Source organism: Limnobacter litoralis (assembly GCF_030160455.1).
In the GTDB taxonomy this organism is placed as follows: Bacteria; Pseudomonadota; Gammaproteobacteria; order Burkholderiales; family Burkholderiaceae_B; genus Limnobacter; species Limnobacter litoralis.
Window position 1 is genome coordinate 162,191 of sequence record NZ_BSOJ01000006.1, and the last position, 24,725, is coordinate 186,915.

Here is a 24,725-nt window from a genome sequence, read left to right on the forward strand (position 1 = left end):
CTTTAATTCTGTAGATCTGGCGAGTACGCCTGACTGTCCGGGACGGGGTCGTAACCACCCTCGTTCCAGGGGTGACATCTGCACAACCGCTTGGCAGCAAGCGCAGAACCGCGCAGTGCGCCATGAATTCTAACCGCTTGGATTGCGTATTCTGAGCAGCTTGGGTAAAAACGGCAGGATGGCGGCAAAAGAGGACTAAGCGAGAGCTGGTAGGCTTTGATCAAGCCTTCGATTGAACGTTGAATAACTGTTCGATTTCGTTCCACCAGTCTGCCCTGTTTTGTGGATGTACTTGCCCGGCTGGCTTGACCAAACGAATCAACAACCGACCTTGCGTGTACACAGTTTGATGGCGACAGGCTTCGCGAAACATCCTTTTTAAAGCATTGCGATCGACAGCGCGTTTCGCAAACCTTTTTGGAACAAGGGCTCCGCAAGCCAGTGGCGTTGCCGTATTCAGGACATGGAGGAACAGGCGAGGGGTTTTAGACACCGGCCTTGTTTTCAAAAGCCGGGAAAAACCCTCTTGCCTGCTGATTTTCAATGCAGAATGTGTCGGCAAACAGCCAGTGCCATTTGACTGTGATTAAACAGACAAACGGGCGCGGCCTTTGGCGCGACGTGCACGAATGACTGCGCGACCACCGCGGGTGCGCTGGCGGACCAGGAAGCCGTGGGTTCTTTGGCGACGTACCTTGGATGGTTGATAAGTGCGTTTCATAACTAAGCCTCTTACCCGGATGGGGCAAACAAATGACAAATCGCGCCAAGCAGATGCAACACGCACACTCTGCAAAGACAACGAGGAAACCCGAAATTATATTGGTTTTATTTGAAAAATCATAGAAAAATCTACGTATTGCAAAGAACACTGAGAGAAAGCCTCTCAATTCGTAGGGCTTTCGATACAATGGAGCACCCGAGGAGAACGATCCGGTTTCTTCAGGCAATCAGAAAGAAGGCGAATTTGTATTGTGATTGAACAATTTTGGACCCACTGTGTTGAGGCGCTCAAGAAGGAAATTCCAGCCCAGCAAATCAAACTGTGGATTGATCCCCTGAGTATTGTTGAGTTTGACGAAGACCAGGCCAGGCTTGTGATGGCGGCGCCAAACCGCTTCAAACTGGACTGGGTGGTCAACAACTACGGGGGCAGGTTCAATCAGATGGCAAGTGACTATTTCGGCTGTGACATGGCCATTGAATGGCAAGTGGCCAGTAAAACCACCCCCGCCAGTCCAATGCGGCAAACGCCTCAGCCCGGAAAAACCTCTTCTGAATCGGTTTCTCCGAAGCTGGAAAGCATTCGGCAAGAGGAAATTGCCGCCAGCGTCTATGAGCGCAGCCGCCTGAACAAAGACCTCTGCTTCAGCAATTTTGTGTCGGGGCGTGCCAACCAGCTTGCGCGCGCCGCCGCTGAACAAGTGGCCAACAACCCCGGCGTGTCTTACAACCCTTTGTTTTTGTACGGTGGGGTCGGCTTGGGTAAAACCCACCTGATCCATTCCATCGGGAACAAACTGCTGGAACGCAATCCCCAAGCCTCCATCCGATACATTCACGCCGAACAATATGTCAGCGATGTGGTGAAGGCCTATCAAAAAAAGGCGTTCGAAGAATTCAAACGTTCGTATTATTCGCTTGATCTGCTGTTGATTGACGACATTCAGTTTTTTGCAGGCAAAAGCAGAACCCAGGAAGAATTCTTCTACGCGTTCGAACAGCTGATTGCTGCCAAAAAGCAAATCATCATCACCAGTGACACCTACCCCAAAGAAATTCAAGGCATTGAAGACCGACTGATTTCAAGGTTCAACAGTGGGTTAACAGTGGCCATTGAACCCCCCGAGCTGGAAATGCGCGTGGCGATTCTGCTGAAAAAGGCAGAACAGCAACAGGTCAAATTCGGTGAAGATGTTGCCTTCTTTGTGGCCAAGCACATGCGATCCAACGTGCGCGAGCTGGAAGGCGCTTTAAGACGCATCATGGCCTTTGCCTCGTTTCACAACAAAACCGTCACCATGGATTTGGTGAGAGAAGCGTTGAGAGACATGATCTCTGTGCATCACGGGCAGGTGTCCGTGGAATCGATTCAAAAAACAGTGGCCGATTATTACAAGATCAAAGTTGCCGACATGTTTTCGAAACGCAGACAAGCCAACATTGTGCTGCCACGGCAGGTGGCCATGTATCTGGCCAAAGAATTGACCGACAAAAGCTATGTGGAAATAGGTGAATTGTTTGGCGGTAGAGACCACACCACGGTGCTGCATGCGGTCAACAAAATATCGGAAATGCGCAATCAGTCTGCGGAACTGAATCATGCCCTGCACGTATTGGACCAAACACTCAAAGGTTGATTTAGAATTGTGGAAAAGTCTGAAAAGATGGTGCACAACAAACCGACTTATCCACAGAAAAAAAAGAACCTGACTTTGAAGCAAAAAGTTATCCACAGTGTTCCGATTCAGTCCCCTGAGTTGTACAACACTTTTAAAAGAACCTAAGTGACTGTTTTATAAAAAGGTAAATGACTTATCCACAGAAATGGATGAACTCTATTACCTAATCCTATAAGGAATTATTAGATGGAATTAATACATAGCTCACGCGATGCATTGGTTCATAAACTCCAGATTGTGAGCAACATTGTTGAACGACGAAACACCCTGCCAGTGTTGGCAAACATCCTTTTAAAAAAAGAAGGTGGAACGGTGACTTTGTTGTCGTCTGACATTGAAATGCAAATTCAGACTTCAGCCGAAGTGGGCGGCGAAGGTGGCGATGTGGCCACCACAGTGGCGGCAAAAAAGTTTTTGGACATTCTGCGTTTATTGCCAGACAGTGCAGATGTGTCGGTCAAGCTGGACAGTAAAAAAATGTCGGTACAAGCCGGCAAAAGCCGATTTGCCTTGCAGACTCTGCCTGCGGAAGATTTTCCGCTGGTGCAAGAACCCAAAGAGTGGATTGCTCAATTGACCGTGCCCCAGAATACGTTGAAGCAATTGTTCAGTATGGTTCACTTTTCAATGGCACAGCAGGATTTGCGCTATTACCTGAATGGCGTGTTGCTGGTGGTGGATTCTGCCAAGATCAAGGCCGTGGCAACCGATGGACACCGGCTTGCCTACAGCGATGCCAGCGGACAAGGTGCGCAGTCTCAGCACGAAGTGATCATTCCCAGAAAGACAGTGCTTGAATTGTCCAGGTTGTTGAACGACACGGACGACATGGTCAAAATTGATCTGGCTTCCAATCAAGCTCGTTTTTCATTTTCAGACATCGTGTTGATCACCAAGCTGGTTGAGGGCAAGTTCCCGGATTTTCAACGTGTCATTCCCAAAAATCATCAAAACCTGGTGACACTCAACCGTGAAACCTTGCTGAAGTCGCTGCAACGGGCCTCAATCTTGACCAGCGACAAATTCAGGGGCATCCGTTGGGTGCTGGCACCTGGCCTGCTCACCGTGGTGGCCAACAACTCCGATCAGGAAGAAGCGCGAGACGAAATTGAAGTCGACTACACCGGGCCCGAGATCGACATTGGATTTAACGTAAACTACCTGTTGGATGTGTTGAACAATCTCAAAGCCGAAACGGTTCAATTTGCCCTTCAGGACAACAACAGCAGTGCGCTGGTGACCAAACCAGGTGAAGACGATTTCAAATACGTCGTCATGCCAATGCGTATTTAATAAGAGAAAAATCAATACCTTATGACAACCGACAATCAAATGCCCGCCACGCCGGAATCCTCTGAAGATTACGGTTCCGGTTCAATTCGCATGCTCAAAGGACTGGAAGCAGTTCGCAAACGCCCTGGCATGTACATTGGTGACACCAGCGATGGTACCGGTCTGCACCACATGGTGTTTGAAGTGGTGGACAACTCGATTGACGAGGCCTTGGCCGGGCATTGCGATGAAATCGTCGTCACCATCCACACAGACAATTCGATTTCGGTCACCGACAATGGCCGTGGCATTCCGACCGACATCCACAAAGATGACGAGTTTCAACGAAGTGCCGCTGAAATCGTGATGACTGAATTGCACGCCGGCGGTAAATTCGACCAGAACAGCTACAAGGTCTCTGGTGGTTTGCACGGCGTGGGTGTGTCCTGCGTGAACGCCCTGTCACAGTGGTTGCGTTTGACCGTTCGACGCGCTGGCAAAGTGCACCACATGGAGTTTCGAAAGGGCGAGCGCGTTGAACCCTTGAAAGAAATCGGTGAAACGGAAAAACGGGGCACTGAAGTTCACTTCTTGGCAGACCCCGATATTTTCGGCAAAGTGGAATTTCATTACGAGGTGCTGTCAAAGCGTCTCAGAGAACTTTCATTTCTGAACAATGGTGTAAAAATCAAGCTGGTTGATCAGCGTGAAAACAAAGAAGAAGATTTTGCGTTTTCAGGCGGTGTTTCTGGGTTTGTGCAATACATCAACAAGTCTAAAACTGTTCTGCATCCCAAGGTGTTTCAAGCCACGGGTGATTCAGCGGTAGGCGGTATTGATGTATCCGTTGACATTGCCATGCAATGGAACGATTCCTACAACGAATCTGTGCTTTGCTTCACGAACAACATTCCACAGCGGGACGGTGGTACCCACCTGACCGGTTTGCGCGCGGCCATGACCCGCGTGATGAACAAATACATTGAAGACAATGAACTGAGTAAAAAGGCGAAAGTGGCCACCAGTGGCGACGACATGCGCGAGGGCTTGACCTGCGTGCTGTCTGTCAAAGTGCCTGAGCCCAAATTCAGTTCGCAAACCAAAGACAAGTTGGTGAGCTCAGAGGTAAGGCCGGCGGTTGAGGACATTGTTGCCCGCACGCTGGAAACCTTTTTGCTTGAAAACCCAACCGACGCAAAAATCATTTGTCAAAAAGTGATTGATGCTGCCCGTGCACGGGAAGCTGCACGCCGCGCCCGGGAAATGACCCGTCGCAAAGGTGTTCTGGATGGCGTGGGGCTGCCGGGCAAGCTGGCAGACTGTCAAGAACGTGACCCTGCCAAGTGCGAGCTTTACATTGTGGAGGGTGACTCTGCGGGTGGTTCGGCCAAACAGGGCCGTGATCGCAAGTTTCAGGCAATTTTGCCTTTGCGCGGCAAGGTGCTGAACGTTGAAAAGGCGCGATTCGACAAACTGCTGCAAAGTGAACAGATCACCACTTTGATTACTGCGCTAGGCACCAGCATTGGCAAAGACGACTTTAATCTGGAAAAGTTGCGTTACCACCGCATCATCATCATGACCGACGCGGACGTGGATGGCGCCCACATTCGGACACTGTTGCTGACCCTTCTGTACCGCCAGATGCCTGAACTGGTTGAGCATGGCCATGTGTACATCGCCCAGCCACCTTTGTACAAAGTCAAACACGGCAAAGAAGAACGCTATCTGAAGGACGATCAGGAAGAAGCCCAGTACATGCTGTCGATTGCGCTGGACAAAGCCCGCCTGATTCCTGGCGACGGGTTGGACGCCATCGAAGGCGAAGCCCTTCAGGAACTGGCGCGCCAATACACCACTGTACAGGCTGTTGTTCGCCGCTTGTCCAAAGTGATCGACCCGGATGTGCTGAATGCGATTGTTGAAGGTGTGGTGCTGAACCTGGACACCCCTGAAAACACGAAGACAACCGCCGAAGCCCTGAATGCAGTACTCGATTCTGAACATGTTCAGGTGTTTGCCCAAATCGACGAACGAACAGACAAAAACCAGCTGCTCATTCACCGCCGTCACCATGGCAACATTCGGGTCACTTTGATTGATCAGGATTTCGTGCACGGTGCAGATTACCCCGTGTTGAACACAGCAGCACTGACCTTCAAGGGTTTGATTCGCGATGGCGCTGAAATTCAGCGCGGTGAAGGCGAGCGTCAAAAAGCGCAGGCCATTGTCGGCTTCCGCGAGGCCATGGAGTGGTTGCGCGATCAAGCTGAAAGATCCATCAGCAAACAGCGGTACAAAGGCCTTGGTGAAATGAACCCCGAGCAGCTTTGGGAAACCACCATGGACCCCAATACCCGTCGTTTGTTGCGTGTGCAGATTGAAGATGCCATTGGGGCTGACCAGATATTTACCTGCCTGATGGGCGACGAAGTGGAACCAAGACGCCACTTCATTGAAAGCAATGCGTTGAAGGCCAGCAACATTGACGTTTAGACAACTCGAAGATTCCATCTAAGCACGGTCAGCAATTCGGAGTAGAATTGCTGCACCGCGCAATTCCCTTTCGAGTTTTTACCATGAAGTCTTTGCTGCGCACCTGTCTGGGTCTTGTGGCCCTTTCCCTCGGTGCCTGTTCATTTCTACCCAAATCAAACGACAAAACGGCGTCAGCTCCTCCGCCTGTTGTGCAGGTGCGTGAGCCCGTGGTTGCTTTGGTACTCGGTGGGGGTGGGGTCAAGGGTTTTGCGCATGTCGGTGTGATCAAAGTGCTTGAATCACATGGCATCAAGCCCACCATTGTGGTGGGTACCAGCGCGGGAAGTTTTGTGGGCGCCTTGTACGCCAGCGGCATGTCCGCGTTTGATCTTCAAAAAACAGCGTTGAATCTGCAGGAATCGGATCTTCGAGACCTCACCTTGTCATCGCAAGGGTTTTTGCAGGGCGAAAAACTTCAGTCGTTCATCGACAAGCAGGTCAACAACAAACCCATTCAAAATTTTCCGATTCGGTTTGCTGCGGTGGCCACCAATTTGCAAACGGGTGAAAAGGTCAATTTCAATTACGGAGATGCCGGCCAGGCCGTGCGTGCCTCTTGCAGCATTCCGAATGTGTTTTTGCCTACGGTTATCAATGGTAAAAAATACGTAGACGGTGGTTTGGTCAGCCCGGTGCCGGTGCTGACTGCCAAAGACATGGGCGCTGATGTTGTGATTGCGGTGGACATTTCTGCCCGACCCAAAAAAAGCGCATCTGCCCTGAGTTTTTGGGGAATGCTGGATCAAAGCATCAACATCTTGAGTTTACAGGCCATCAAGATGGAGCTTGCGCAGGCGGATGTGGTGATTCAGCCCAATGTGCAACGCGCAGACCTGTTGAATCTTGATCAGAAACACGATCTGATTCTGGAAGGCGAGCGAAGCACCATTCAAAAACTGCCGCTTATTCAGCAGGCCATTGCGCAAGCTAAAGCGAAACTGACTTTGGCCGCAAACGCGGCGCAATAAACTAGGCGTATCGTTCAAACTCGACGGGGTCGTGCGCGCAAAACACTTCCACCTGCCCCCGGTGTTCCAACGCCAGTTCACGCAGGCGAAGCTGATTCTCAAGGCGTTGCCGTTTGTTGATTTGCACCAGGTTTTCGAAGATTTTCAGGCCCACGGGTTGATGTGGCTGCGCTTCCATTTGGCCATGGTAGAAATAGGCGTCTCCGGCATGCAACTTCCATCCACCTGCAGAACGCACCGCAACACCGCAGTGACCTTGTGTGTGCCCGGTTAATGGAATCAAAGCAACGTCATCGCCGAGCCCCTCAATCACTTGAATGCCGGAAAAGCCGAACCATTGGTCGCCCCCGGAATCGTGCAAAACCCATTTCGGATTGTGTTTAAAATGAGCCGGGCGATAGCGGCTCTTCTCTCGCCATGAAGGATGCATGGCGGCCTCGTGTTCAGGCCGATACACGTGGACTTTGGCGTTTGGAAAATCAGAAATACCGCCGGCGTGATCAAGATCGAGGTGGGTCAGAACAATGTGTTGAACGTCTTCGCGCTGAAAGCCCAAGGCCGTGATTTGCGCAAGGGCGGTGTCGGATGGGTTGAGTTGTGCGCCAGTCAGGGCCAAGAATGGTTTTCCAAGCTGCCCAGGGTTCTCAATATCTGAAGTTCCGAAGCCTGTGTCAACCAAAACCAACCCTTGGTTCGTTTCAATGAGCATGCAATGACATATCATCTTGCCGGGTTTGGTCCATGAACCCTTGCCATTGATCAGTCTTTCACAGTAGGGGCAGAGGGTGCCACAATTCAAATGGTGGATACGCATGAACCAGACCTCAAAACCAGAAATGGCAATGGTTCAACGATAGACTAGAAACAGTAAAAAATTTTTACCCGTGAGGTTTCCTTGTGAAGAATTTAGTAAAGCAATTGCTCGGTTTGCTGTGTCTGGCATGCGCTTTCAATGCACACGCTGCCAATGTCAGTGGGCTAAGCAACTGGCGGGCGAACAGTGTATTAAGAATTACCCTGGACAAGGCCACTGAAGCAGCGGTGCAGCAATTGGGTCAGGAAAACGGATTCATGAACAATGCGCAAGTTCACATTCCTTTGCCTGTGGGCCTGGATGACAACAAACACTTGCTGAAGATGATCGGCATGGGCAAAGAGCTGGACACGGTTGAGCTGTCGATGAACCGCGCTGCCGAACAGGCCCTGCCCCTGGCAAAAACCCTGTTTAAAAAAAGCATTCGATCATTGAGCGCAAAAGACGCGCGGCAATTGCTGGCCGGTGGGGACAATGCACTGAGTTCGTTTTTCAAGAACAAGACCGAAAAAGAGCTGTACAAACAGTTGTTGCCCTTGGTGAAAAAGAAGAGTGAGGAGCTGGGGCTAGGCGCGCAGTATGACTTGATTGCACAGAAAGGCATTCGCCTGGGTTTACAAGACGCAAAGCAATCTAATCTGGACGGGTATGTGACCGAAAGGGCGCTCAAAGGGCTTTATTTGGTGGTTGCCCAGCAAGAAAAGGCGATACGTGCAAACCCGTCGGGAACCGGCAATGTGTTGTTGAAAAAAGTATTCTCAAAATAAGGAGACAGTCATGAAACATGTGCGCACACTACTTGTGGCCGGGCTTGCAGTAGCTGCCCTTCAGGCGTGTTCCAAACACGAAGAGCACCCGGCAATGGCCATGGGTGGTCAGGCGGGTGCTGCCATGCACACCCAAGACATGACCATGCCTTGCAAGGTCAGCAATGTGTGGGTGCGTTCGGCCGGTCCGGAATTAAAGACCTCCGCCGCTTATTTGACGCTGGAACCCTTTGTAGACGGCAATCTGGTGGGTGTTATTTCTGACGCGGCCGGCGTGGCCGAAATTCACAGCATGACCATGGATGGTGATGTGATGCGCATGCGCAAGGTGGATTCTGTGCCCCTGAAGAAGGGTATGGAATTTGATTTCAAACCCAATGACTATCACATCATGTTGATGGATCTGAAAGGCCCGTTGACAGTGGGCCAGACGGTCAATCTGCAGCTGTTCATTGAAACCGCAGCCGGTGAAAAGCTGGAAATTCCGGTCAAAGCCACTGTGGCCGATCAGCCACCCATGGCCTCAATGGCGCATTAATTCGTCAATTCTCGATTGCTGGGCCGACAACAAAGCGTCTTTGTCGTCCCACAGGGCGTTGACCCAGTTTTTGAATGCCGCTTTGTAGTTGGCGTCTTGCTGATAGTCGCCCTGAATCATGTCCTTGGGAATGTCGACCACTTCAAGCTGAATTTGCATGTGGGGTTGCTTCCCACACAGCCATGACCAGGTGACATTTCCTTTCACGGGTTGATAGCGAATGGTCACATTGACCAGTCCGGCAAACTGTTCGCCCATGGCATTCAGGGAAGTGGCCAGCCCTGCGTATTTCGGATTCAGCAGGTGTTTGTACCTTGAGCGGGTTTTTTCGCGCTTGGCTTCTGTGAAACGCGTGCCTTCCATAAAATTGATGACAGTCACCGGGTTGGCTTTGTAAACCTCACAGGCCTTTCGGGTGGTTTCCATGTCTTGGGTGGCCAGTGCAGGGTTGGCTGCAATGGCCTGGCGGCTGTGCCGTTTCATGAACGGAAAATCCATGGCCCAGCACACCACACCAATGATGGGCACCCAGATCAGTTCTTTTTTCAGGAAAAAACGGCCAAAGGGTGCTTTGCCATGTAGCACATCAAAAAGCACAACAATGTCGGCCCAGGCGGCGTGATTGCTGACAACCAGGTAGCTGCTGTTCGGCTTGAAGCTGCCTTTGATGGTCCATTCGCCTTGCTGGCTGTGCATGACCCGGTAAATCAGGTGATCAGATGCAACCCACCAGGTGGCGATTTTGACGCAGCAAGCAGAGGCAAACCGTTGTATGGCGTGCACGGGCACAAGCCGCAAAACAATGAACGGCAGCATGATGATGAACCACATGGTGATGCACAGCGTCATGATTGTGACAGTTAGTACACCAACAACAACGGGGGGCAGGAATCGGGACAGTGGCACGGGATTCACTCAGGGGGTTTGCACTGAACGGATATTACACGCCCTCAGATCAAACCCGGCAAGCCTTGGTCGATGTGGTTGGCATTTTTCAGCACATCGAAAGAGGCAGACAAGTATTCAGTGCCGCCCCGTTCCAGAATGGTACTGACGGCCCAGTACTCGCAGGTGGTCTTGTCTGCACCGACGCGCAACACACTGTAGCCCCGTTCTGACATCTTGACGTGCTTGATGTGTGGGCTGGAAAGTCGAATGGCTTGAATGACCTGATCAGGCAATGGCAATCCGGGTGAAGTGACGGATGTGACCACAAATTCGGTGGCAACACTGCCCTGGCCGGTCAACGGGTTGTAGCCACCTGCCTGACTGATCGGCAACTCTGGATTGTCTGTGATGTCGGCAACCCAGGCGCTGTGTACATCGCCAGTCAAAAACACGACGTTGTTGACTGGTGCCTGACCGTTCTCGCCACGGATCGCATTGATGATCTTTTGACGCTCAGCGCTGTAACCATCCCAGGAATCGCCATTCAGCCCCGAAGGCGCAACCAGCGTCTGCACTGGGTTGGGTGCAGGGTTGTTTAGCCCCGGCTTGATGATCCATTGATGAAACACCACTTGATTGCCGATCAGTTTCCACTGTGACGTGGATTGCCGCATGTTGTTGATCAGGAAGGCGCGTTGTTCGTCCCCAATCATGTGGCGATCGGCATTGGCGGTGGATGGGTCCAGCGGGTTGATGGGCGTTGCTGCTTGCACGTCGCGGTCATACAGCCGGGTGTCCAGCAGAATCCATTCGGCAGTTTGACCAAATTTCAAGGTTCTGAAGATGCGGTTTCGGTTTCCGGGCTCTGGCAGCCGGATCGGCATCCATTCGTCATAGGCTTGTTGCGAGTAAGCTTTTCGGTCCACCCATTTGCCTTCCACGCCTTCGGTGTGATTGGCCGCACCATCGTGATAGGAGTTGTCAGCCGATTCGTGGTCGTCCCAAATGGTAATGAAGGGATAGCGCAGGTGAAGTTGACGAAGGTCTGCGTCCTGTTTGTATTGGGCGTGACGTGTTCGGTAGTCGCTCAAGGTCAGAATTTCATGGCTGGGCTGGTAAGGCCGAATGCCACCGTATTCGCCGTTTCCGTACTCGTAAATGTAATCGCCAAGATGAACAATGGCGTCCAGATCGTTTCGCTTTGCAAGTTGACCATAGGCGTTGAAATAACCATGACCCAGGCTGGAACAGCTGACCAGCCCGAAGTTCAGGGCGCGCGTGCTGGTGTCTGCGGGGGCTGTTTTGGTGCGCCCGATTTCACTGCTGACGCCATTGCTTAAAAAACGATAAAAATAAAAACGGTCTGCCTGAAGACCGCCACAATCAATTTTGACCGTGAAGTCGCGACTGGCGTCGGTCACAAATTCTTCAGACTTGACGAAGGTCTGTAATGCGTCGTCTTCAAACACATCCAGACGCACTGCAACCCGTTGTTCCGTATTTGGCACAGTAACCCGCGTCCAGAAGACAACGGCAGAGGCCGTGGGGTCTCCGGATGCAACGCCGTGTAAAAAACGGACGGGCTGTACGCCATTGGACTGATTGGCACCCACCGGTGCCCCGGTGCCTGTGTTGACCGTGGAAGACGCATCGCTGTTGCCTGATCCGGAACACGCACTTAAACCCAGCCCGCTGCCCAGCGTTGCACCGCCCAGTCCAAGCCCCTTGAGAAACAGCCGCCGGTTGACACCGGATCGTCGAATTGCGCGGGTTCGCTTGCGTTTTGGGGCTGACATGAGCGGATTCCAGAAATGTTGTATGTCTGACTGTTACCTGTGGTCAGTGCGCTTTGGTTTTGACAGGGGACTCAACATGACAGCTATTCAAATTGTCACAAATGATTAGGGTAAACCCTTGCATCCAAGCGCTTAAAATTTGAATCCTTGTGAGTTTTCAGGGGACTGGTTATCTTGATTGTTGGGGTCGCATACGCTGACGTCCATTTTCGGGGGAGATTATGAAGAAACTTTTGATTACTGCGGGTGCTGCATCCATATTGGCGGGCTGTGCGGCAGGCTCCATGTTTGGGCCAGCGCCTAAAGATGGCGAAATGGCCATGCCCAATTACAAAAGCTGGCCGACTTATCTGACGGGTATTGAAAAGCCGGATGGCCACATTCGTGACATTTACATCAACGAGACAGGCGCAAAGGCACAGAAGGGCCAGGCGTTTGCAAATGGCACGGTTAGCGTGATGGAAATTTACAAGGCCAGCAAAGACGGCAGCGGCAAGCTGCAAAAGACCGAGCTGGAAAAAGTGTTTGTGATGTACAAAGGCAAGGGCTGGGGTGCATCCGCACCGGAAGGCATGAAAACTGGCGACTGGGTTTTCGGTGCATTTTCGGCCAATGGTCAGCCGTTGAAAGTGGATTACAACACCTGCCGGGGTTGCCACATGCCTTTGAGCGACAAAGACTTCATGTTTCACTATGACAAGTACTTCGACACCAGGGCCAGCCTAGACGGTCCAAGTTACGGCGAGTTGATGAAGCAGCACGCAGGTCTGGTTGCCATGAATGCGCAAGACTTCGGCAAAGTAAGCAACTACATCCGTTAATCAGCGTTGATTTTTGACCAGTTCCGGTCAAAATCGCCACAAAACATTCACAGCCACGTGACAATATGATCGGGGAGGGCTGTGAATGTTTTTCAATATTCTCAAAAAATTGGCGGGCTTGTTGGTATTGATTTGCCTGGGGGTGACGGCTTACGTCCTCACCATGGTGAACAGATATCCGCCAGTGCCTGATTTACCAAATCCACCTGAGCACATTGGCGCATTTGGCCAGGGCGTCGTCAGGGCCGTTTTTCTGGGTGTTTCCTCATTCGGTGTTTCGGATGGCCGACACACGATTGTCTTCGATGGTTTCTTTTCACGCCCTTCGAAAATGCGGGTTGCGTTTGGTAGACTGCGCGAAGACGAACCTCGAATTGACGATGCACTGAACCTGATGTTTCAAAAGCTGCAGGTCAAGCCAGCCATTTCTGCGGTGTTCGTAACGCATTCCCATTTTGACCATCTGCTGGATTCCCCCTACATTGCCCGACGATACAAGGCCATGTTGTTTGGATCCAGCTCAACCCTGAATTTCGCCAAAGGTCAGGATGTACCCGATGACAAACTGATTGATTTGAGGGGTGGACAGGTTGAAAATGTGGGCGATTTTCACATTCAGGCCATTCCAACACGGCATGCGCCCACCGGCTTCACAGGTGGCGTCATTGCCAAGCCCATTGAGCTTCCGGTTCACGCCCTTGAAATGAAAGAGGGCACCAGCTACACCTATGTCATTTCATATGGGTCAGATCGCAAACCATTGGCTTGTCTGCAATCCACGGCGGGGTTCATTCCCGGTCAATCAGACGGGGTGACCTGCTCGGTTGTCTTTCTCGGGGTTGGCGGTTTGGGAAAGCTGTCCGAAGGCTACATGGATCAGTATTGGTCTGAGATCGTTGAAAAGACACACGCCCGACAGGTTTATTTGATTCATTGGGATGACTTTACGCAACCTTTGATGGCGAACGGACAGTTGCTGCCTTTGAAGCCCTTTCCTCTCTTGATTGACAACATGACGACCACGGCCAGTCATCTGAAAGCATTGGCCGATCGAGATAAGATTCAAATAGGACTCCTATTAAGCTTTAATTCACTGGTTCTGAATCAGCCCTGACCCACTACACTGGTTGGGTTATTTCTCCCCCATTTGGGTTGTCCATGATCAAGCAGCCTTTTTCATTGAAGGCGGGATTTTTTCGCACTGAACTCTCTGCGTGGGTTGTTCTTGTTCTGTCTACGCTGGTGACATTCGCCAGCTGGATGTTTTCGAACCAATACATTGAAAGACGTGCGCAGGAACACTTCGCGCACGACACGCAGGAAGCGCATCAAAAAATTCTGTACCGCATGGGCCTGTATGAACAGGCCCTTCGTGGCGGCGTGGCATTCCTGAATACGCAAAACACACCTTCACGCCAGGCCTGGAAGCAATACGTTGCAGACTTGCGCCTGCAGAAAACATTTCCAGGGCTACAGGGCTTTGGCTACGCCAAAATCGTCACTGAAAGTCAGCTGCCAAAATTTGAACAGGGCGTTCAAAGCGAAGGGTTCAGTGGCTTTGAGGTCAATCCGCCGGGCAAGCGCGCCTTGTATGCCCCCATCCTTTTTCTGGAACCTTTCGACGAGCGAAACCGCCGCGCCTTCGGTTACGACATGTACTCGGAGCCTGTTCGACGTGAGGCCATTGATCTCGCCATTGATCGGGGGGATACCGTTATTTCCGGTACGGTCAAACTCGTGCAGGAAACAGAGAGTGACGTGCAGCCCGGATTCCTGATGTATTTGCCCGTGTACGATCCGCAAAAATCGATCCTCACGATTACCCAACGCAGAGCCGCTGTTCGAGGCGTGCTATATAGCCCATTTCGAGTGCGCGATTTGATGCAGGGTGTTTTGGGGGATTACAACGTGCCCCTGACTTTTGAAATTTACGATTCCTCTTCGCCTGATCCAGCGCGCCTGTTGTACTCATCCTTGAACGCTGGTGAAAAGTCAGGCGTTCGCGAATACGTGGATGAATTGCCTTTGAAAGGTCGTCAGTGGACTGTGGTGTTTCGTTCCACACCCGCGTTTGAAGAGAGTTTTAACCGAACTGAGTCCAACGCCATCCTGGTGGCGGGTTTTGTCATCGATTTGTTGCTGTTTTTGATTATCTGGAACATGGCCAACCAGCGAAAGAAGCTGGCTGCGGTGAATCAGAGTCTGGCGCTGGCCCAGGCCCGCCGTTCAGGCTTGATGGACGCCTTGAAAGGCCAATATGCCTTTTACAGTTGCGACGCCGATGGCGTTTTGAGGTATGCAAGCCCCTCTCTGCCCAGATTGCTACAATTGCCGGCGTTGTCAGAAGGTGAAAATCTGGTTCAGCTGTTGAACAGTTCGCATCCAGCTTCAGACGTGTCGGAAGCGCTGGCGCGTTCCATTCAAAACCGGCATAACAGCGCATTCACGCAAGAGTTTCAATGTGTGACTGACGACGGTGGCTTGATCATCACCGGATCCAATTGCGTGGTGCTCGACGACCAACACCAATTGATGTCTATCGAAGGTGTGGTTCAGGATGTGTCTCCACGTCGGCGCAACGAAATGGAGCTGGAGCGTTACAGAGATGGTCTTGAAGAGCTGGTTGCCGAACGCACACGGCGCCTGGAGGAAGCGCAGGAACGCTTGAAAATCAGCGATCGTCGCATGATGGCGCTGATTGAATTGGCCAAAATGCCTCAGGAAGCCTCACTCCAGGACGTGCTAAGCCAGGCGTTTGCGGATCTTGTAAGATTGTTTTTGGTCAAAAAGCTGTTTCTGGTGGAATTGACCAATGCCTGTGAGCACCACAAGGTTTGGACCTACATGCCCGGCAGTGATTACACGCGCTGCGAAGTGTTGCCAATTGAAGCTGAAAATGGCGCGATGTCCCTGATTCAGAATGCGGCCAAAGATCAAATCACCTTGCGCAGAAACACGCCTCAATTCAATGTGTTGGGCACCGAATATCCTGTTTTTTCGGAATGCCAGAACTTGCTGATTTGCCCGTCTAGCGAGGCATTTGGCAAAGTCTACGTGCTGGGCTTGGCTGACGCGGAGTCCCGATTCTCCAATTCAGACGAATTGCAGTGCAGGCTGTATATGGAAGATTTGGTGCGTATTTTGTTGAAGGCGGAGTCCGTGCAGGCTTTGCGCAATTCAAACGACAAAGCCTTGAACGCCAATCAGGCCAAGAGCCTTTTCCTGGCCAATATGAGCCATGAGATTCGAACACCGCTGAACAGCATCATTGGCTTGAATGCATTGCTGATTGACGAGGTTCGAGATCCGGATCAGCTCCAGAAGTTGTCGCGCATCCAGGACGCCTCCGAACACCTTCTGGCGGTTCTGGACGATGTTTTATGCTTTGCAAAAATCGAGTCGGGTACGGTGGAAATTCATGACGATGATTTTTCCGCCACGCAGGTGGCTGGTCAGGTGATCGACAGCTTCCGGGCTCAAGCGGAGCGAAAGAGAATGTCAATCCGCATGGAAGCGGATGCCCTGATTCCTGCCCAAGTGCAAGGCGATTCACTGCGCTATCGGCAGGTGCTGTCCAACCTGTTGTCCAACGCCTTGAAGTTCTCGGATCAAGGTGAAGTGCTGGTGCGTCTGTGTGTGCCTGAAAGGGATGACACGCAATGCACCCTGCAAACGGAAGTTATCGATCAGGGCCCAGGCATTGAGCAACAGCAGGTTAATCACCTTTTGCAGCCATTCGAACAAACGGATCTCGGTCCTGCCCGTGCACCTGGCAGCGTCGGACTTGGCTTACCGATTGCCAACCGACTAACGGGGTTGATGGGTGGAGAACTGACCATTGAGCAGGCAGCCGGCCGAGGAACTGCCGTGTCTTTCACGGTGAAGCTTCGATGCAAATCCAGCCCTGCCCTTGCAATTGACAATCGCAGTGCAATCGAAAGGGCGGTTGGCTATTCGAAGGACCTGAAAAGCAGACATGTGCTGGTCGTTGAGGACAATGCATTCAACCAGAAGGTGATTGAAAGCATTCTCATGCGTCTGGGCATGCGGATTACTGTGGTTGAAAACGGTTTGAAAGCGCTGGAGACCATTCAGTCCGATGAGAGCATTGACCTGGTGTTGATGGATCTTCACATGCCTGTGATGACGGGCGTTGAAGCCACCCGCCGGATCAGGATGTTGCCTGGGCCTACATCGAAATTGCCAGTGGTTGCCCTGACGGCCTGCGCATCAATCGAAGAAGAGGAAGCGTGTCGCTTGGCCGGAATGAATGACTTTCTGACCAAGCCGGTTGAAATCGTCAAGATCGCAAAAACCCTGTCGCGATTGCTCAAAAGGCAAGGCCAGACCGTTTAACGCCCTACTTTGATTTGCGTTGCCAGCGGTGAAAACGCTCAACCCATTTCAAAACCGTTTCAGGCGCATTCGCTTTCTTCCAGACGCCAGCCGCGTACTTGTTGGCCTCTGTCCAGGTGGGGTAGATGTGGATCGTCCCAAGAATTTTGTTCAGCCCCAAACCGTGACGCATGGCCAGCACAAACTCGGCGATCAGATCGCCTGCGTGATCGCCCACGATGGTTGCGCCCAAAATTCGATCGCTGCCCGGTGGTGTTAAAACCTTGACCCAGCCATGGGCTGCTTCATCTGCAATGGCCCGGTCCAGATCATCCAGACCGTAACGTGTCACCTCATGCGCGATGCCCTGCGCGATGGCCTCCTGCTCGTTCAGGCCAACCCTGGCCACTTCCGGATCGGTGAAGGTGGCCCAAGGGATGACCGAATAGTCGGCCTTAAAGCGCTTGAACTGGCCAAACAATCCGTTGACGGCCGCGTACCAGGCCTGGTGTGCGGCGGTGTGGGTAAACTGATAGGGTCCGGCAACATCGCCCGCTGCAAAAATATTGGGGTATTTGGTTTGCAGGTATTCGTTGGTGATGACGGTTTTGCCCGTTTCGATCCCCAATTCTTCCAGACCAAACCCCGTCAGGTTTGCTGCACGGCCGACGGCAACCAACAGCGTGTCAAATTCAATTTTTTGCATCTGGCTGGAGCCGTTGGTTTGCACGAATGCCACCTTTTGATCGCCCTCCAGAGCGAACCGAACCACTTCAGAATTCAGCAGAACCTGAATGCCTTCGGCCTGAAAGCGTTCGAGCACGTATTGCGACACTTCCTGATCTTCACGGGGCATGATTCGATCCCCCTGCTGGATTTGCACCACCTTGCTTTCAAGACGTGAAAAGGCTTGGGCCAGCTCACATCCGATGGGCCCCGCCCCAAGCACCAAAAGCGTTTCGGGTTGCTCACGCAACTCCCAAATGGTGTCCGAGGTGTAATAGCCGGTGTGTTCAATGCCCGGTATGTTGGGCACGAAAGGCCTGGCCCCCGTCGCAATCGTGATGTTCCGGGTGGTCAGGGTCTCGCGCGTGCCGTCTGGCGCTTCAATTTCCACCGCCCAGGGGCTCACGATGCGTGCAGAGCCTACGCGCACATCCACACCCAGTTCGTTGTAACGCGCAATGGAATCGTGAGGTTCCACCGTTTTAACCACTCGCTGAACACGTTCCATGACCTCAGAAAACGCGAACGTGGCCGTGGCGTCACGAATACCCAGCGATTTTGCATTCTCGATCTGGGACAGAAACCGGGCCGAACGTATCAGGGCCTTGGAGGGCACACATCCGGTGTTCAGGCAATCGCCACCCATTCGGTGCTTCTCCACCAGAGTGACCTTGGCGCGCACCGCCGCCGCAATGTAACTGGTAACCAAGCCGGCAGATCCAGCGCCGATTACCACCATGTTGCGATCAAAGGTTTTGGGCTTTTTGAAGCCCTTGTAGACTTTGGCCTTCTTGAGTTGATCCAGTGCCTTTTTGGCGATCAGGGGAAACAGGCCCAGCAGCGCAAAGGAGGCCAGAAGACCGGGTGACACCACGCCGGCCAGTGTATTGATCTCGCCGAGCTGCGTGCCCGCATTGACGTACACAAAGGTGCCCGCCAGCATGCCAAGCTGACTGACCCAATAAAAGGTGAACGGTTTGATGGGTGTCAAACCCATCACCAAATTGATGACAAAGAACGGAAAAGCGGGAACGAGCCGCAAAGTGAACAGGTAAAAACCCCCTTCTTTCTCAACGCCCTGATTGATTGCTTTCAACCGTTCGCCAAACCGGCTTTGAACCCAGTCTTTTAATAAAAACCGACTGGCCAGAAACGCCAGCGTTGCGCCCAGAGAGGATGCAAAACTGACCAGCAAAAACCCTTCCAGAAGGCCGAACAGGGCGCCACCGACCAAAGTCATGATGGCCGCGCCCGGCAGCGACAGGGCTGTGACCAGCACATACAAGATGAAAAACACCCCAGCAGTGACAACCGGATGGGTGTGGTTCAATTCCGAAAAATGGGCCTGTTGGGCCTTGAAATTGGCCAGCGTAAACTGGTGCTGCAGGCCCGATGCAAAAAAGGCAACGATCGCGACTACAATCAAACCCGTCAGCAATAGCTTTGAGCGTTTCATTTCATGTCCTTTTTGGCGTTCAGACTGCGGGTTTGGGTTTACGGATGAACAACTATCAACGTTTGAAGACCTGCAACAGCAATGATCTGGCCGCCTTGGTCGACACAGCCAACCCGGCGGAACTGCAGGCGCAGGCCGGCCAGATCGTCGATCATCTCGGACACTACACCAAAGATGGCCTTGTCCTGGTTGTGCAGCACGGCCTGAGCAGTCTGCTGCTGTTTCAGGTTTTCAGATTGTGGCACGAAAGGCCTTTAAAACAAGGCAAAACCCTTCATTTTTACCTGATTTGCGAACAAGTTCCAACAGCTGATCAATGGGGCATGCTTGCGCAGACCAGTGGCGTGCCCCAAACGGTAATTGACAAAGCCTGTGCGGAGTGGCCGCCGTTGACCCCAGGCTTGCATCGCCTTGAAATGCCTGCCCTTGGCGTGGTGCTCCACCTGTGGTTTGGTGCGATGGACGCCGGCAGACGGCAATTGAAAAGCCGCCCCTTGGTGCGCATTGACGAACAAGGCTTGCAGCTGCGTCAGCCTGCACACCCTGCCGACCTTGGGCCAAAGCCTGTTCATCGGGTGGCGGTGTTGGGGGCGGGAATTGCAGGCAGCCAAATGGCCTATGCGCTGTGCCAAAAAGGGCTTGATGTGCACTTGTTTGACCGTGCGGCGGGTCCTGCACAGGGTGCGTCGGGCAACTGGCTGGGCGCGTTTCATCCGCACCTGACCAAAGACGACACCCCCCTGTCCCGCTTGTCCCGGTTCGGTCACGCTTGCACGGTTCGACGCTTGCGCGAATTGAGCGCCAAGGGGCTTCTTCAAGAAGGAGAGGATTGGGCATTGCCCGGGCACTGGATGACTTTTGACGCAGCTCAGGCCGAAAAAGCCCGGCAAACCCTGGAACACCTTGCTTTTCCAGAGGACGTGGTGCAGTGGAAAAGCAGCCATCAGGGGTTGGCTGCCAGTCAAGGTGGGTACTTCTTTCCCAGTGGGGGCTGGGTGAAGCCGCATCGGTGGGTTCAAGCCAGTCTGCAGGCCTGTGCAGGGCGGCTGACCACCCACTATGGCTATTCAGGCCCAGGTTTGCCCGATGGGTTTGACGCCACTGTGGTGGCTTGTGCAGAAAACAGCCTGAACCTGGTACCTGTGGAGGGCGGGCGCATTTCTGCGGTCAAAGGGCAGATCACGAAAGTTCGGGGTGCTGAATTGCCGTGTGTGATCTCAGGCGAAAGTTATGCAATCTCGGCCAGTGGCCAAGACAACTGGACTGTGGTGGGTGCCACCTATGAAAGGCCTGTTGAGCACCTTGACCCCACGGCGCAGGCAGACCTTCAAAACATTGAGAAATTTCGACAAGCCATGCCCGGTTTGAAACTGGGTGAATTCATGGATCACCGCGCTTCGGTGCGGGCGGTGTGGCCCGACCGGCTTCCGGCCATCGGACCCACCGGCACACCCGACGTTTATCTGGCCACAGCCTATGCATCGCGTGGCTTGCTGTGGGCCGCTGTGGCACCACCGATACTAAGCCACTACTTGCTTGAAGACGAACCGCTGTTTGCCTTGTGGGAAAGGTTGAGTCCGCTGCGCAATGCCTGATCAGCCGCTGGTGGCCTTTGAGGCCTTGGCGCCTGCCTTGGCGGCGGGCTTCTTTTCCGCTCGCGGCTCAAATTCAAAGCCAATGTTGCCGTCGGGCTTTTTCACCAAGAACGCTTTGAAGGCGCGCTTTGTTTTTGAAGACACAAAACGGGTCAGCAAATCGGTTTTGCCATTGAGCAGCAGCTTTTCCATCTGTTCGCGGTCCACGGGCTGTTGCAAAATCACTTTGCCAGACCGGAAATCGCAGCTTTTTTCTTTGCCCATCGATTTCTCACAAATGTAGTTGGTGGCCTGTTCATACACGCTGGAGGCGCACTTCGGGCAGGGCCCTACACGTTTGTCGCTTGAAAAATCAAAGCTGCTTTCGTCGTCATCGTCACTGGATTGGCCAAAGTCAAATTCCAGTTTGTGTTCATCGGTCAAGCGCAACACGGCTGAAAACGGGCGCCCCATCTTGCTGCGAAAACCATCCAGCATGGGCAACTGCCGATCTTGAAGAAGCGTTTCAACCTCTTCCACTTCAAACTGGCGTCCGCCTGGCACTTTGGTGATTGAAAATTCACATTGGGTGCAGGCAAAACGACGGTAATTTTCTTTCACCACACCGCCGCACTGTGGGCAAGGTGTCTTCAGGGTGGCATAGTCTCCGGGCACTGTGTCCTGATCGTAATTCTTTGCCCGGTCAACGATGGTTTCGGCGATCTTCTTGATCTCGCACATGAACTCGTCACGGGTCAGTGCGCCCTTTTCCATCTGGGAAAGCTTGTATTCCCATTCCCCGGTCAGCTCGGGCATGGTCAGTTCTTGCACACCCAAGCCACGCAGCAGTGTCAGCAGCTGGAAGGCCTTGGCGGTGGGCATAAGAGCGCGCTCTTCCCGAATCAGGTACTTTTCAGTCAGCAACCCTTCAATGATTGCGGCGCGGGTGGCTGGCGTACCCAGCCCTTTGGCGCCCATGGCGCCGCGCAATTCATCGTCGTCAACCAGCTTTCCAGCCCCTTCCATGGCAGACAGCAAGGTGGCTTCACTGTAGCGCGCAGGCGGTTTGGTCTGCAGCGTTTGCACCGCAATTTCGTCGGTGTTGACCTTTTCGCCCGGCTCCAGCTGCACCAGGGTGTCTTCCCCTGCTGCGGCGGACTGACGCCCATAAATGGCCAGCCAGCCAGGGTTCACCAGCACCTTGCCTTCGGTCTTGAATTGATGTTTCTCAACCGTGGTGATCCGGGTGGTGACATTGAATTCAGCTGCGGGGAAAAACACCGCCAGGAAGCGTTTGACCACCAGGTCATACAGCTTCTGTTCAGGCTCGGAGAGCGACTTTGGTGCCTGAAGGGTCGGGATGATCGCAAAGTGATCTGAAATCTTGGAGTTGTCGAACACCCGCTTGTTGGGCTTTACCCATTGATTTTTCAGGATCTGCTTGCAAAACGGGGCGTAGTGTCCGGCAATGTGACCACTGTCCAGCGCCACGAAATTTTCGAGGGTCTGCTTCACGGTGGGCAGGTAGTCTTCCGGCAAGGCTTTGGAATCGGTTCGCGGGTAGGTCAGTACCTTGTGCTTTTCATACAGCGCCTGCGCAAGACCCAAGGTGTTTTTGGCTGAAAAGCCAAAGCGGCTGTTCGCCTCGCGTTGCAGGCTGGTCAGGTCGAACAGCTGCGGCGCAATCTGGGTTGTGGGCTTGGATTCTTCCGTGACAGTGCCGACTTTGCCCTCACAGGCGGTCACAATGGCATTGGCTTTGGATTCATCCCACAAGCGGTCTGCCCGCTGTTCCGGATCGTCGGTCTTCTTGAAGTCTGGATCAAACCACTTGCCTTCGTAGGCGCCGGCTTTCGCGCCAAAGCTGGCTTTCACTTCAAAATACGTGCGTGCCACAAACTTGCGGATTTTTTCTTCCCGTTCAACCACGATGGCCAGGGTGGGTGTCTGCACTCGCCCCACGGTGGTCAGGTAAAAACCGCCTTCCTTGCTGTTAAAAGCTGTCATGGCGCGCGTGCCGTTGATGCCCACCAGCCAGTCAGCCTCGCTTCGACAGCGTGCCGCGTCGGCCAAGGGCATCAGTTCTTCATTGCTGCGCAGGTGTTTGAATGCGTCCCGAATGGCCGCGGGCGTCATGGACTGAAGCCACAGTCGCTCAACCGGCTTTTTTGATTTGGCGTGCTGCTCGATCAAGCGGAAAATCAGTTCGCCCTCGCGCCCCGCGTCACAGGCATTGATCAGGCCGACCACGTCTTTGCGCTTGATTAACTTGTTCAGCACTTTCAGACGTGATTCCGTTTTCGCTATCGGATTCAAGTCGAAGTGAGTGGGCAGCACGGGCAGGTTTGCAAAACTCCACTTGCCGCGCTTGACTTCAAATTCTTCCGGTGCCTTGATCTCAAGCAAATGGCCCACGGCAGACGAAATCAGGTAGTCGTCGCTTTCGAAATAATCGTCTTTTTTCGCAAAGCCACCCAGCGAACGTGCGATGTCTGCTGCCACGGATGGCTTTTCGGCGATGATCAGTTTCTTTGGGGTTTCGCTGCTCAATTACTGGACTCGATAAGATGTGGAAAAACTTGACACTTGCGCCGAAGTGTAAGTGGCTAAGCCACTACAAATCAAGCGTTAGTGCGTGTGCTGCACCGGATCAGTCTTTAAAAACGGACGTTTATGACCTTATTTGGCCCGAATCCAGTGGTTTCCGGCTTCGTTGAAAACCCAGCCCTCCAGCTCCAGCTCGGTCAAGGCTGACAAAACCCAATCGGCGGGCTTTTGAAGGCGTTGAACCAAGGAATCGAAGCCGCATCGCTCGAAATCCAGCACGGACAAGACCTGTCTACATTCCTCGCTGAGTGCGCCTTCGGACACACCACTGTCAGCAATTTCCTCGGTCGGCAGGGGCAGCACGTCAAAGGACTTGCGCCCCGGCGCCAGCGTGGCTGAAGTTTCGTCGATCACTTCGTTTGCCGTTTCAACCAGCAAAGCGCCCTTCTTGATCATGGCGTGGCAGCCTTTGGCATGGGTGCTCTGGATGGACCCTGGTATGGCCATCACGGGCTTTCCGAGTTCACTGGCGACGCGGGCAGTGATCAGTGAACCCGAGCGAAGTGCCGCCTCCACCACCAGCAAGCCGTCAGACAGGGCGGCAATGATCCGGTTGCGTCTCGGGAAGAACGCGGGCTGCGGGGCAGTGCCTGGTGGATATTCCGAAAGCAATAACCCCCCATGTTGAACAATGTCATGGGCCAATGGTTCATGGCACCTGGGGTAAAGCGAGTCGATGGCCCCACCCAGCACGGCGATCGTGGGGCCTTCGCCCTGCAAGGCACCCCGATGCGATGCGCCATCGATCCCCTCCGCGAGACCGCTCACAACGGCCCAGCCAGACAGTGCGAATGCCTTGGCAAAGTCGCGCGCTGTTTGCAAGCCTTGTCTCGACGCGCTTCGACTTACCACCATGCCAATGCTGCGTAAGGCAAGCACACTCAGGTCGCCCATGGCAAACAACAGCAACGGCGGATCTTTGAGGTTCAGAAGTGAGGCGGGGTACAGCGGGTGGTGAATCGGAATCCAGTTTCGCTGGGGGTCGTTGCCCAGCCAGTGTGTGGCAAGTTGGTGCCATTCAAGCACCTTGTCGCAGGCAGGTGGCAGCAAGGCCTTGCCAGAAGGCGAGGAGCAGGCCAGCCTTTGGGCGGGTTTCAACAGGGGGTTGTAAGCCAGATTGACAGCGTCCAAAAGAGTGGGTTCTGCGTGGTCAGCGTCGTCGATCATGTGTTGTCAGAAGTAAACGGGTGTGGGAAGGGGCACTGGCGATTTGACCCATTCAA

Annotated in this window: 19 protein-coding genes; 10 read left to right on the forward strand and 9 right to left on the reverse strand. The window is 53.1% G+C overall.

All coding sequences use genetic code 11. From position 1 onward, the window contains the following. Positions 1-2: 2 nt before the first annotated feature. The 3 genes from yidD to rpmH all read right to left on the reverse strand — a co-directional run bounded on the left by yidD (position 3) and on the right by rpmH (position 721). On the reverse strand, positions 3-245 hold the full coding sequence (gene yidD, locus QQJ87_RS02280; RefSeq protein WP_284280070.1) for a membrane protein insertion efficiency factor YidD: 243 nt from the start codon (positions 243-245) through the stop codon (positions 3-5). Next, on the reverse strand, positions 221-493 hold the full coding sequence (locus tag QQJ87_RS14660; protein WP_353738388.1) for a ribonuclease P protein component: 273 nt from the start codon (positions 491-493) through the stop codon (positions 221-223). Before QQJ87_RS14660 ends, yidD begins: the two co-directional genes overlap by 25 nt. Before the next feature lie 93 nt (positions 494-586). Next, positions 587-721: a 50S ribosomal protein L34 gene (gene rpmH / locus QQJ87_RS02285; RefSeq protein ID WP_284279709.1), complete on the reverse strand. Its 135-nt coding sequence runs from the start codon at positions 719-721 to the stop codon at positions 587-589. Between the two features lie 256 nt (positions 722-977). Between rpmH and dnaA the strand changes: the two genes are divergently transcribed. The 4 genes from dnaA to QQJ87_RS02305 all read left to right on the forward strand — a co-directional run bounded on the left by dnaA (position 978) and on the right by QQJ87_RS02305 (position 7,180). After that, positions 978-2,360 carry a chromosomal replication initiator protein DnaA gene (gene dnaA / locus QQJ87_RS02290; protein ID WP_284280071.1) on the forward strand — a complete coding sequence of 461 codons (1,383 nt, stop codon included), beginning with the start codon at positions 978-980 and terminating at the stop codon, positions 2,358-2,360. A 228-nt stretch (positions 2,361-2,588) separates the two neighbouring features. Continuing rightward, complete coding sequence (gene dnaN / locus QQJ87_RS02295) at positions 2,589-3,695, forward strand: DNA polymerase III subunit beta (protein WP_284279710.1); 1,107 nt, start codon at positions 2,589-2,591, stop codon at positions 3,693-3,695. Positions 3,696-3,716: 21 nt separating this feature from the next. Continuing rightward, positions 3,717-6,170: a DNA topoisomerase (ATP-hydrolyzing) subunit B gene (gyrB, locus tag QQJ87_RS02300; RefSeq protein ID WP_284279711.1), complete on the forward strand. Its 2,454-nt coding sequence runs from the start codon at positions 3,717-3,719 to the stop codon at positions 6,168-6,170. A gap of 83 nt (positions 6,171-6,253) precedes the next feature. Further along, positions 6,254-7,180, forward strand: coding sequence for a patatin-like phospholipase family protein (locus QQJ87_RS02305; RefSeq protein WP_284279712.1), 927 nt, complete (start codon positions 6,254-6,256; stop codon positions 7,178-7,180). A 1-nt stretch (position 7,181) separates the two neighbouring features. Here QQJ87_RS02305 and QQJ87_RS02310 read toward each other — a convergent pair whose 3' ends face one another. Then, positions 7,182-7,994 carry an MBL fold metallo-hydrolase gene (locus QQJ87_RS02310; protein WP_348534570.1) on the reverse strand — a complete coding sequence of 271 codons (813 nt, stop codon included), beginning with the start codon at positions 7,992-7,994 and terminating at the stop codon, positions 7,182-7,184. An 83-nt stretch (positions 7,995-8,077) separates the two neighbouring features. Here QQJ87_RS02310 and QQJ87_RS02315 point away from each other — a divergent pair, with 83 nt between their 5' ends. Both QQJ87_RS02315 and QQJ87_RS02320 read left to right on the forward strand, forming a co-directional pair. Continuing rightward, positions 8,078-8,761, forward strand: a complete 684-nt coding sequence (locus tag QQJ87_RS02315; RefSeq protein WP_284279714.1) for a DUF4197 domain-containing protein — start codon at positions 8,078-8,080, stop codon at positions 8,759-8,761. 10 nt (positions 8,762-8,771) lie between these two features. Next, entirely contained in the window at positions 8,772-9,299 is a 528-nt protein-coding gene (locus tag QQJ87_RS02320) for a copper chaperone PCu(A)C (protein ID WP_284279715.1), read from the forward strand. On the opposite strand, the gene yihG is transcribed toward QQJ87_RS02320, so the two are convergent. Both yihG and QQJ87_RS02330 read right to left on the reverse strand, forming a co-directional pair. Next, positions 9,285-10,214 carry a 1-acylglycerol-3-phosphate O-acyltransferase, YihG family gene (gene yihG / locus QQJ87_RS02325; RefSeq protein WP_284279716.1) on the reverse strand — a complete coding sequence of 310 codons (930 nt, stop codon included), beginning with the start codon at positions 10,212-10,214 and terminating at the stop codon, positions 9,285-9,287. The two genes, QQJ87_RS02320 and yihG, sit on opposite strands and share 15 nt — an antisense overlap. A gap of 35 nt (positions 10,215-10,249) precedes the next feature. Next, positions 10,250-11,983, reverse strand: a complete 1,734-nt coding sequence (locus tag QQJ87_RS02330) for an alkaline phosphatase D family protein (protein ID WP_284279717.1) — start codon at positions 11,981-11,983, stop codon at positions 10,250-10,252. Positions 11,984-12,204: 221 nt separating this feature from the next. On the opposite strand from QQJ87_RS02330, the gene QQJ87_RS02335 reads away from it, so the two are divergent. The 3 genes from QQJ87_RS02335 to QQJ87_RS02345 all read left to right on the forward strand — a co-directional run bounded on the left by QQJ87_RS02335 (position 12,205) and on the right by QQJ87_RS02345 (position 17,160). Beyond that, positions 12,205-12,804, forward strand: coding sequence for a cytochrome P460 family protein (locus QQJ87_RS02335; RefSeq protein WP_284279718.1), 600 nt, complete (start codon positions 12,205-12,207; stop codon positions 12,802-12,804). 85 nt (positions 12,805-12,889) lie between these two features. Then, positions 12,890-13,918 carry an MBL fold metallo-hydrolase gene (locus tag QQJ87_RS02340; protein WP_284279719.1) on the forward strand — a complete coding sequence of 343 codons (1,029 nt, stop codon included), beginning with the start codon at positions 12,890-12,892 and terminating at the stop codon, positions 13,916-13,918. A 44-nt stretch (positions 13,919-13,962) separates the two neighbouring features. Then, the gene (locus QQJ87_RS02345; RefSeq protein ID WP_284279720.1) at positions 13,963-17,160 is read left to right on the forward strand and encodes a CHASE domain-containing protein; all 3,198 of its coding nucleotides are present in this window, start codon (positions 13,963-13,965) and stop codon (positions 17,158-17,160) included. Between the two features lie 4 nt (positions 17,161-17,164). Here QQJ87_RS02345 and QQJ87_RS02350 read toward each other — a convergent pair whose 3' ends face one another. Continuing rightward, positions 17,165-19,321 (reverse strand): dihydrolipoyl dehydrogenase family protein, encoded by a 2,157-nt coding sequence (locus tag QQJ87_RS02350; RefSeq protein ID WP_284279721.1) that lies wholly within the window; start codon positions 19,319-19,321, stop codon positions 17,165-17,167. 44 nt (positions 19,322-19,365) lie between these two features. Between QQJ87_RS02350 and mnmC1 the strand changes: the two genes are divergently transcribed. Then, a complete protein-coding gene (mnmC1, locus tag QQJ87_RS02355; RefSeq protein ID WP_284279722.1) occupies positions 19,366-20,916 on the forward strand; it encodes an FAD-dependent 5-carboxymethylaminomethyl-2-thiouridine(34) oxidoreductase MnmC1 in 1,551 nt (516 codons plus the stop codon). Here mnmC1 and QQJ87_RS02360 read toward each other — a convergent pair whose 3' ends face one another. Both QQJ87_RS02360 and dprA read right to left on the reverse strand, forming a co-directional pair. Beyond that, positions 20,917-23,445, reverse strand: coding sequence for a DNA topoisomerase III (locus QQJ87_RS02360; RefSeq protein WP_284279723.1), 2,529 nt, complete (start codon positions 23,443-23,445; stop codon positions 20,917-20,919). Positions 23,446-23,574: 129 nt separating this feature from the next. Next, positions 23,575-24,669 carry a DNA-processing protein DprA gene (gene dprA / locus QQJ87_RS02365; protein WP_284279724.1) on the reverse strand — a complete coding sequence of 365 codons (1,095 nt, stop codon included), beginning with the start codon at positions 24,667-24,669 and terminating at the stop codon, positions 23,575-23,577. Positions 24,670-24,725 lie beyond the last annotated feature (56 nt).

What these genes read in the sequence shown, in the direction of transcription:
- rpmH (WP_284279709.1), bottom strand. Translation starts at nt 721, where the DNA reads ATGAAACGCACTTATCAACCATCCAAGGTACGTCGCCAAAGAACCCAC.
- dnaN (WP_284279710.1), top strand. Translation starts at nt 2,589, where the DNA reads ATGGAATTAATACATAGCTCACGCGATGCATTGGTTCATAAACTCCAG.
- gyrB (WP_284279711.1), top strand. Translation starts at nt 3,717, where the DNA reads ATGACAACCGACAATCAAATGCCCGCCACGCCGGAATCCTCTGAAGAT.
- QQJ87_RS02305 (WP_284279712.1), top strand. Translation starts at nt 6,254, where the DNA reads ATGAAGTCTTTGCTGCGCACCTGTCTGGGTCTTGTGGCCCTTTCCCTC.
- QQJ87_RS02310 (WP_348534570.1), bottom strand. Translation starts at nt 7,994, where the DNA reads ATGCGTATCCACCATTTGAATTGTGGCACCCTCTGCCCCTACTGTGAA.
- QQJ87_RS02320 (WP_284279715.1), top strand. Translation starts at nt 8,772, where the DNA reads ATGAAACATGTGCGCACACTACTTGTGGCCGGGCTTGCAGTAGCTGCC.
- QQJ87_RS02330 (WP_284279717.1), bottom strand. Translation starts at nt 11,983, where the DNA reads ATGTCAGCCCCAAAACGCAAGCGAACCCGCGCAATTCGACGATCCGGT.
- QQJ87_RS02335 (WP_284279718.1), top strand. Translation starts at nt 12,205, where the DNA reads ATGAAGAAACTTTTGATTACTGCGGGTGCTGCATCCATATTGGCGGGC.
- QQJ87_RS02340 (WP_284279719.1), top strand. Translation starts at nt 12,890, where the DNA reads ATGTTTTTCAATATTCTCAAAAAATTGGCGGGCTTGTTGGTATTGATT.
- QQJ87_RS02345 (WP_284279720.1), top strand. Translation starts at nt 13,963, where the DNA reads ATGATCAAGCAGCCTTTTTCATTGAAGGCGGGATTTTTTCGCACTGAA.
- QQJ87_RS02350 (WP_284279721.1), bottom strand. Translation starts at nt 19,321, where the DNA reads ATGAAACGCTCAAAGCTATTGCTGACGGGTTTGATTGTAGTCGCGATC.
- mnmC1 (WP_284279722.1), top strand. Translation starts at nt 19,366, where the DNA reads ATGAACAACTATCAACGTTTGAAGACCTGCAACAGCAATGATCTGGCC.
- dprA (WP_284279724.1), bottom strand. Translation starts at nt 24,669, where the DNA reads ATGATCGACGACGCTGACCACGCAGAACCCACTCTTTTGGACGCTGTC.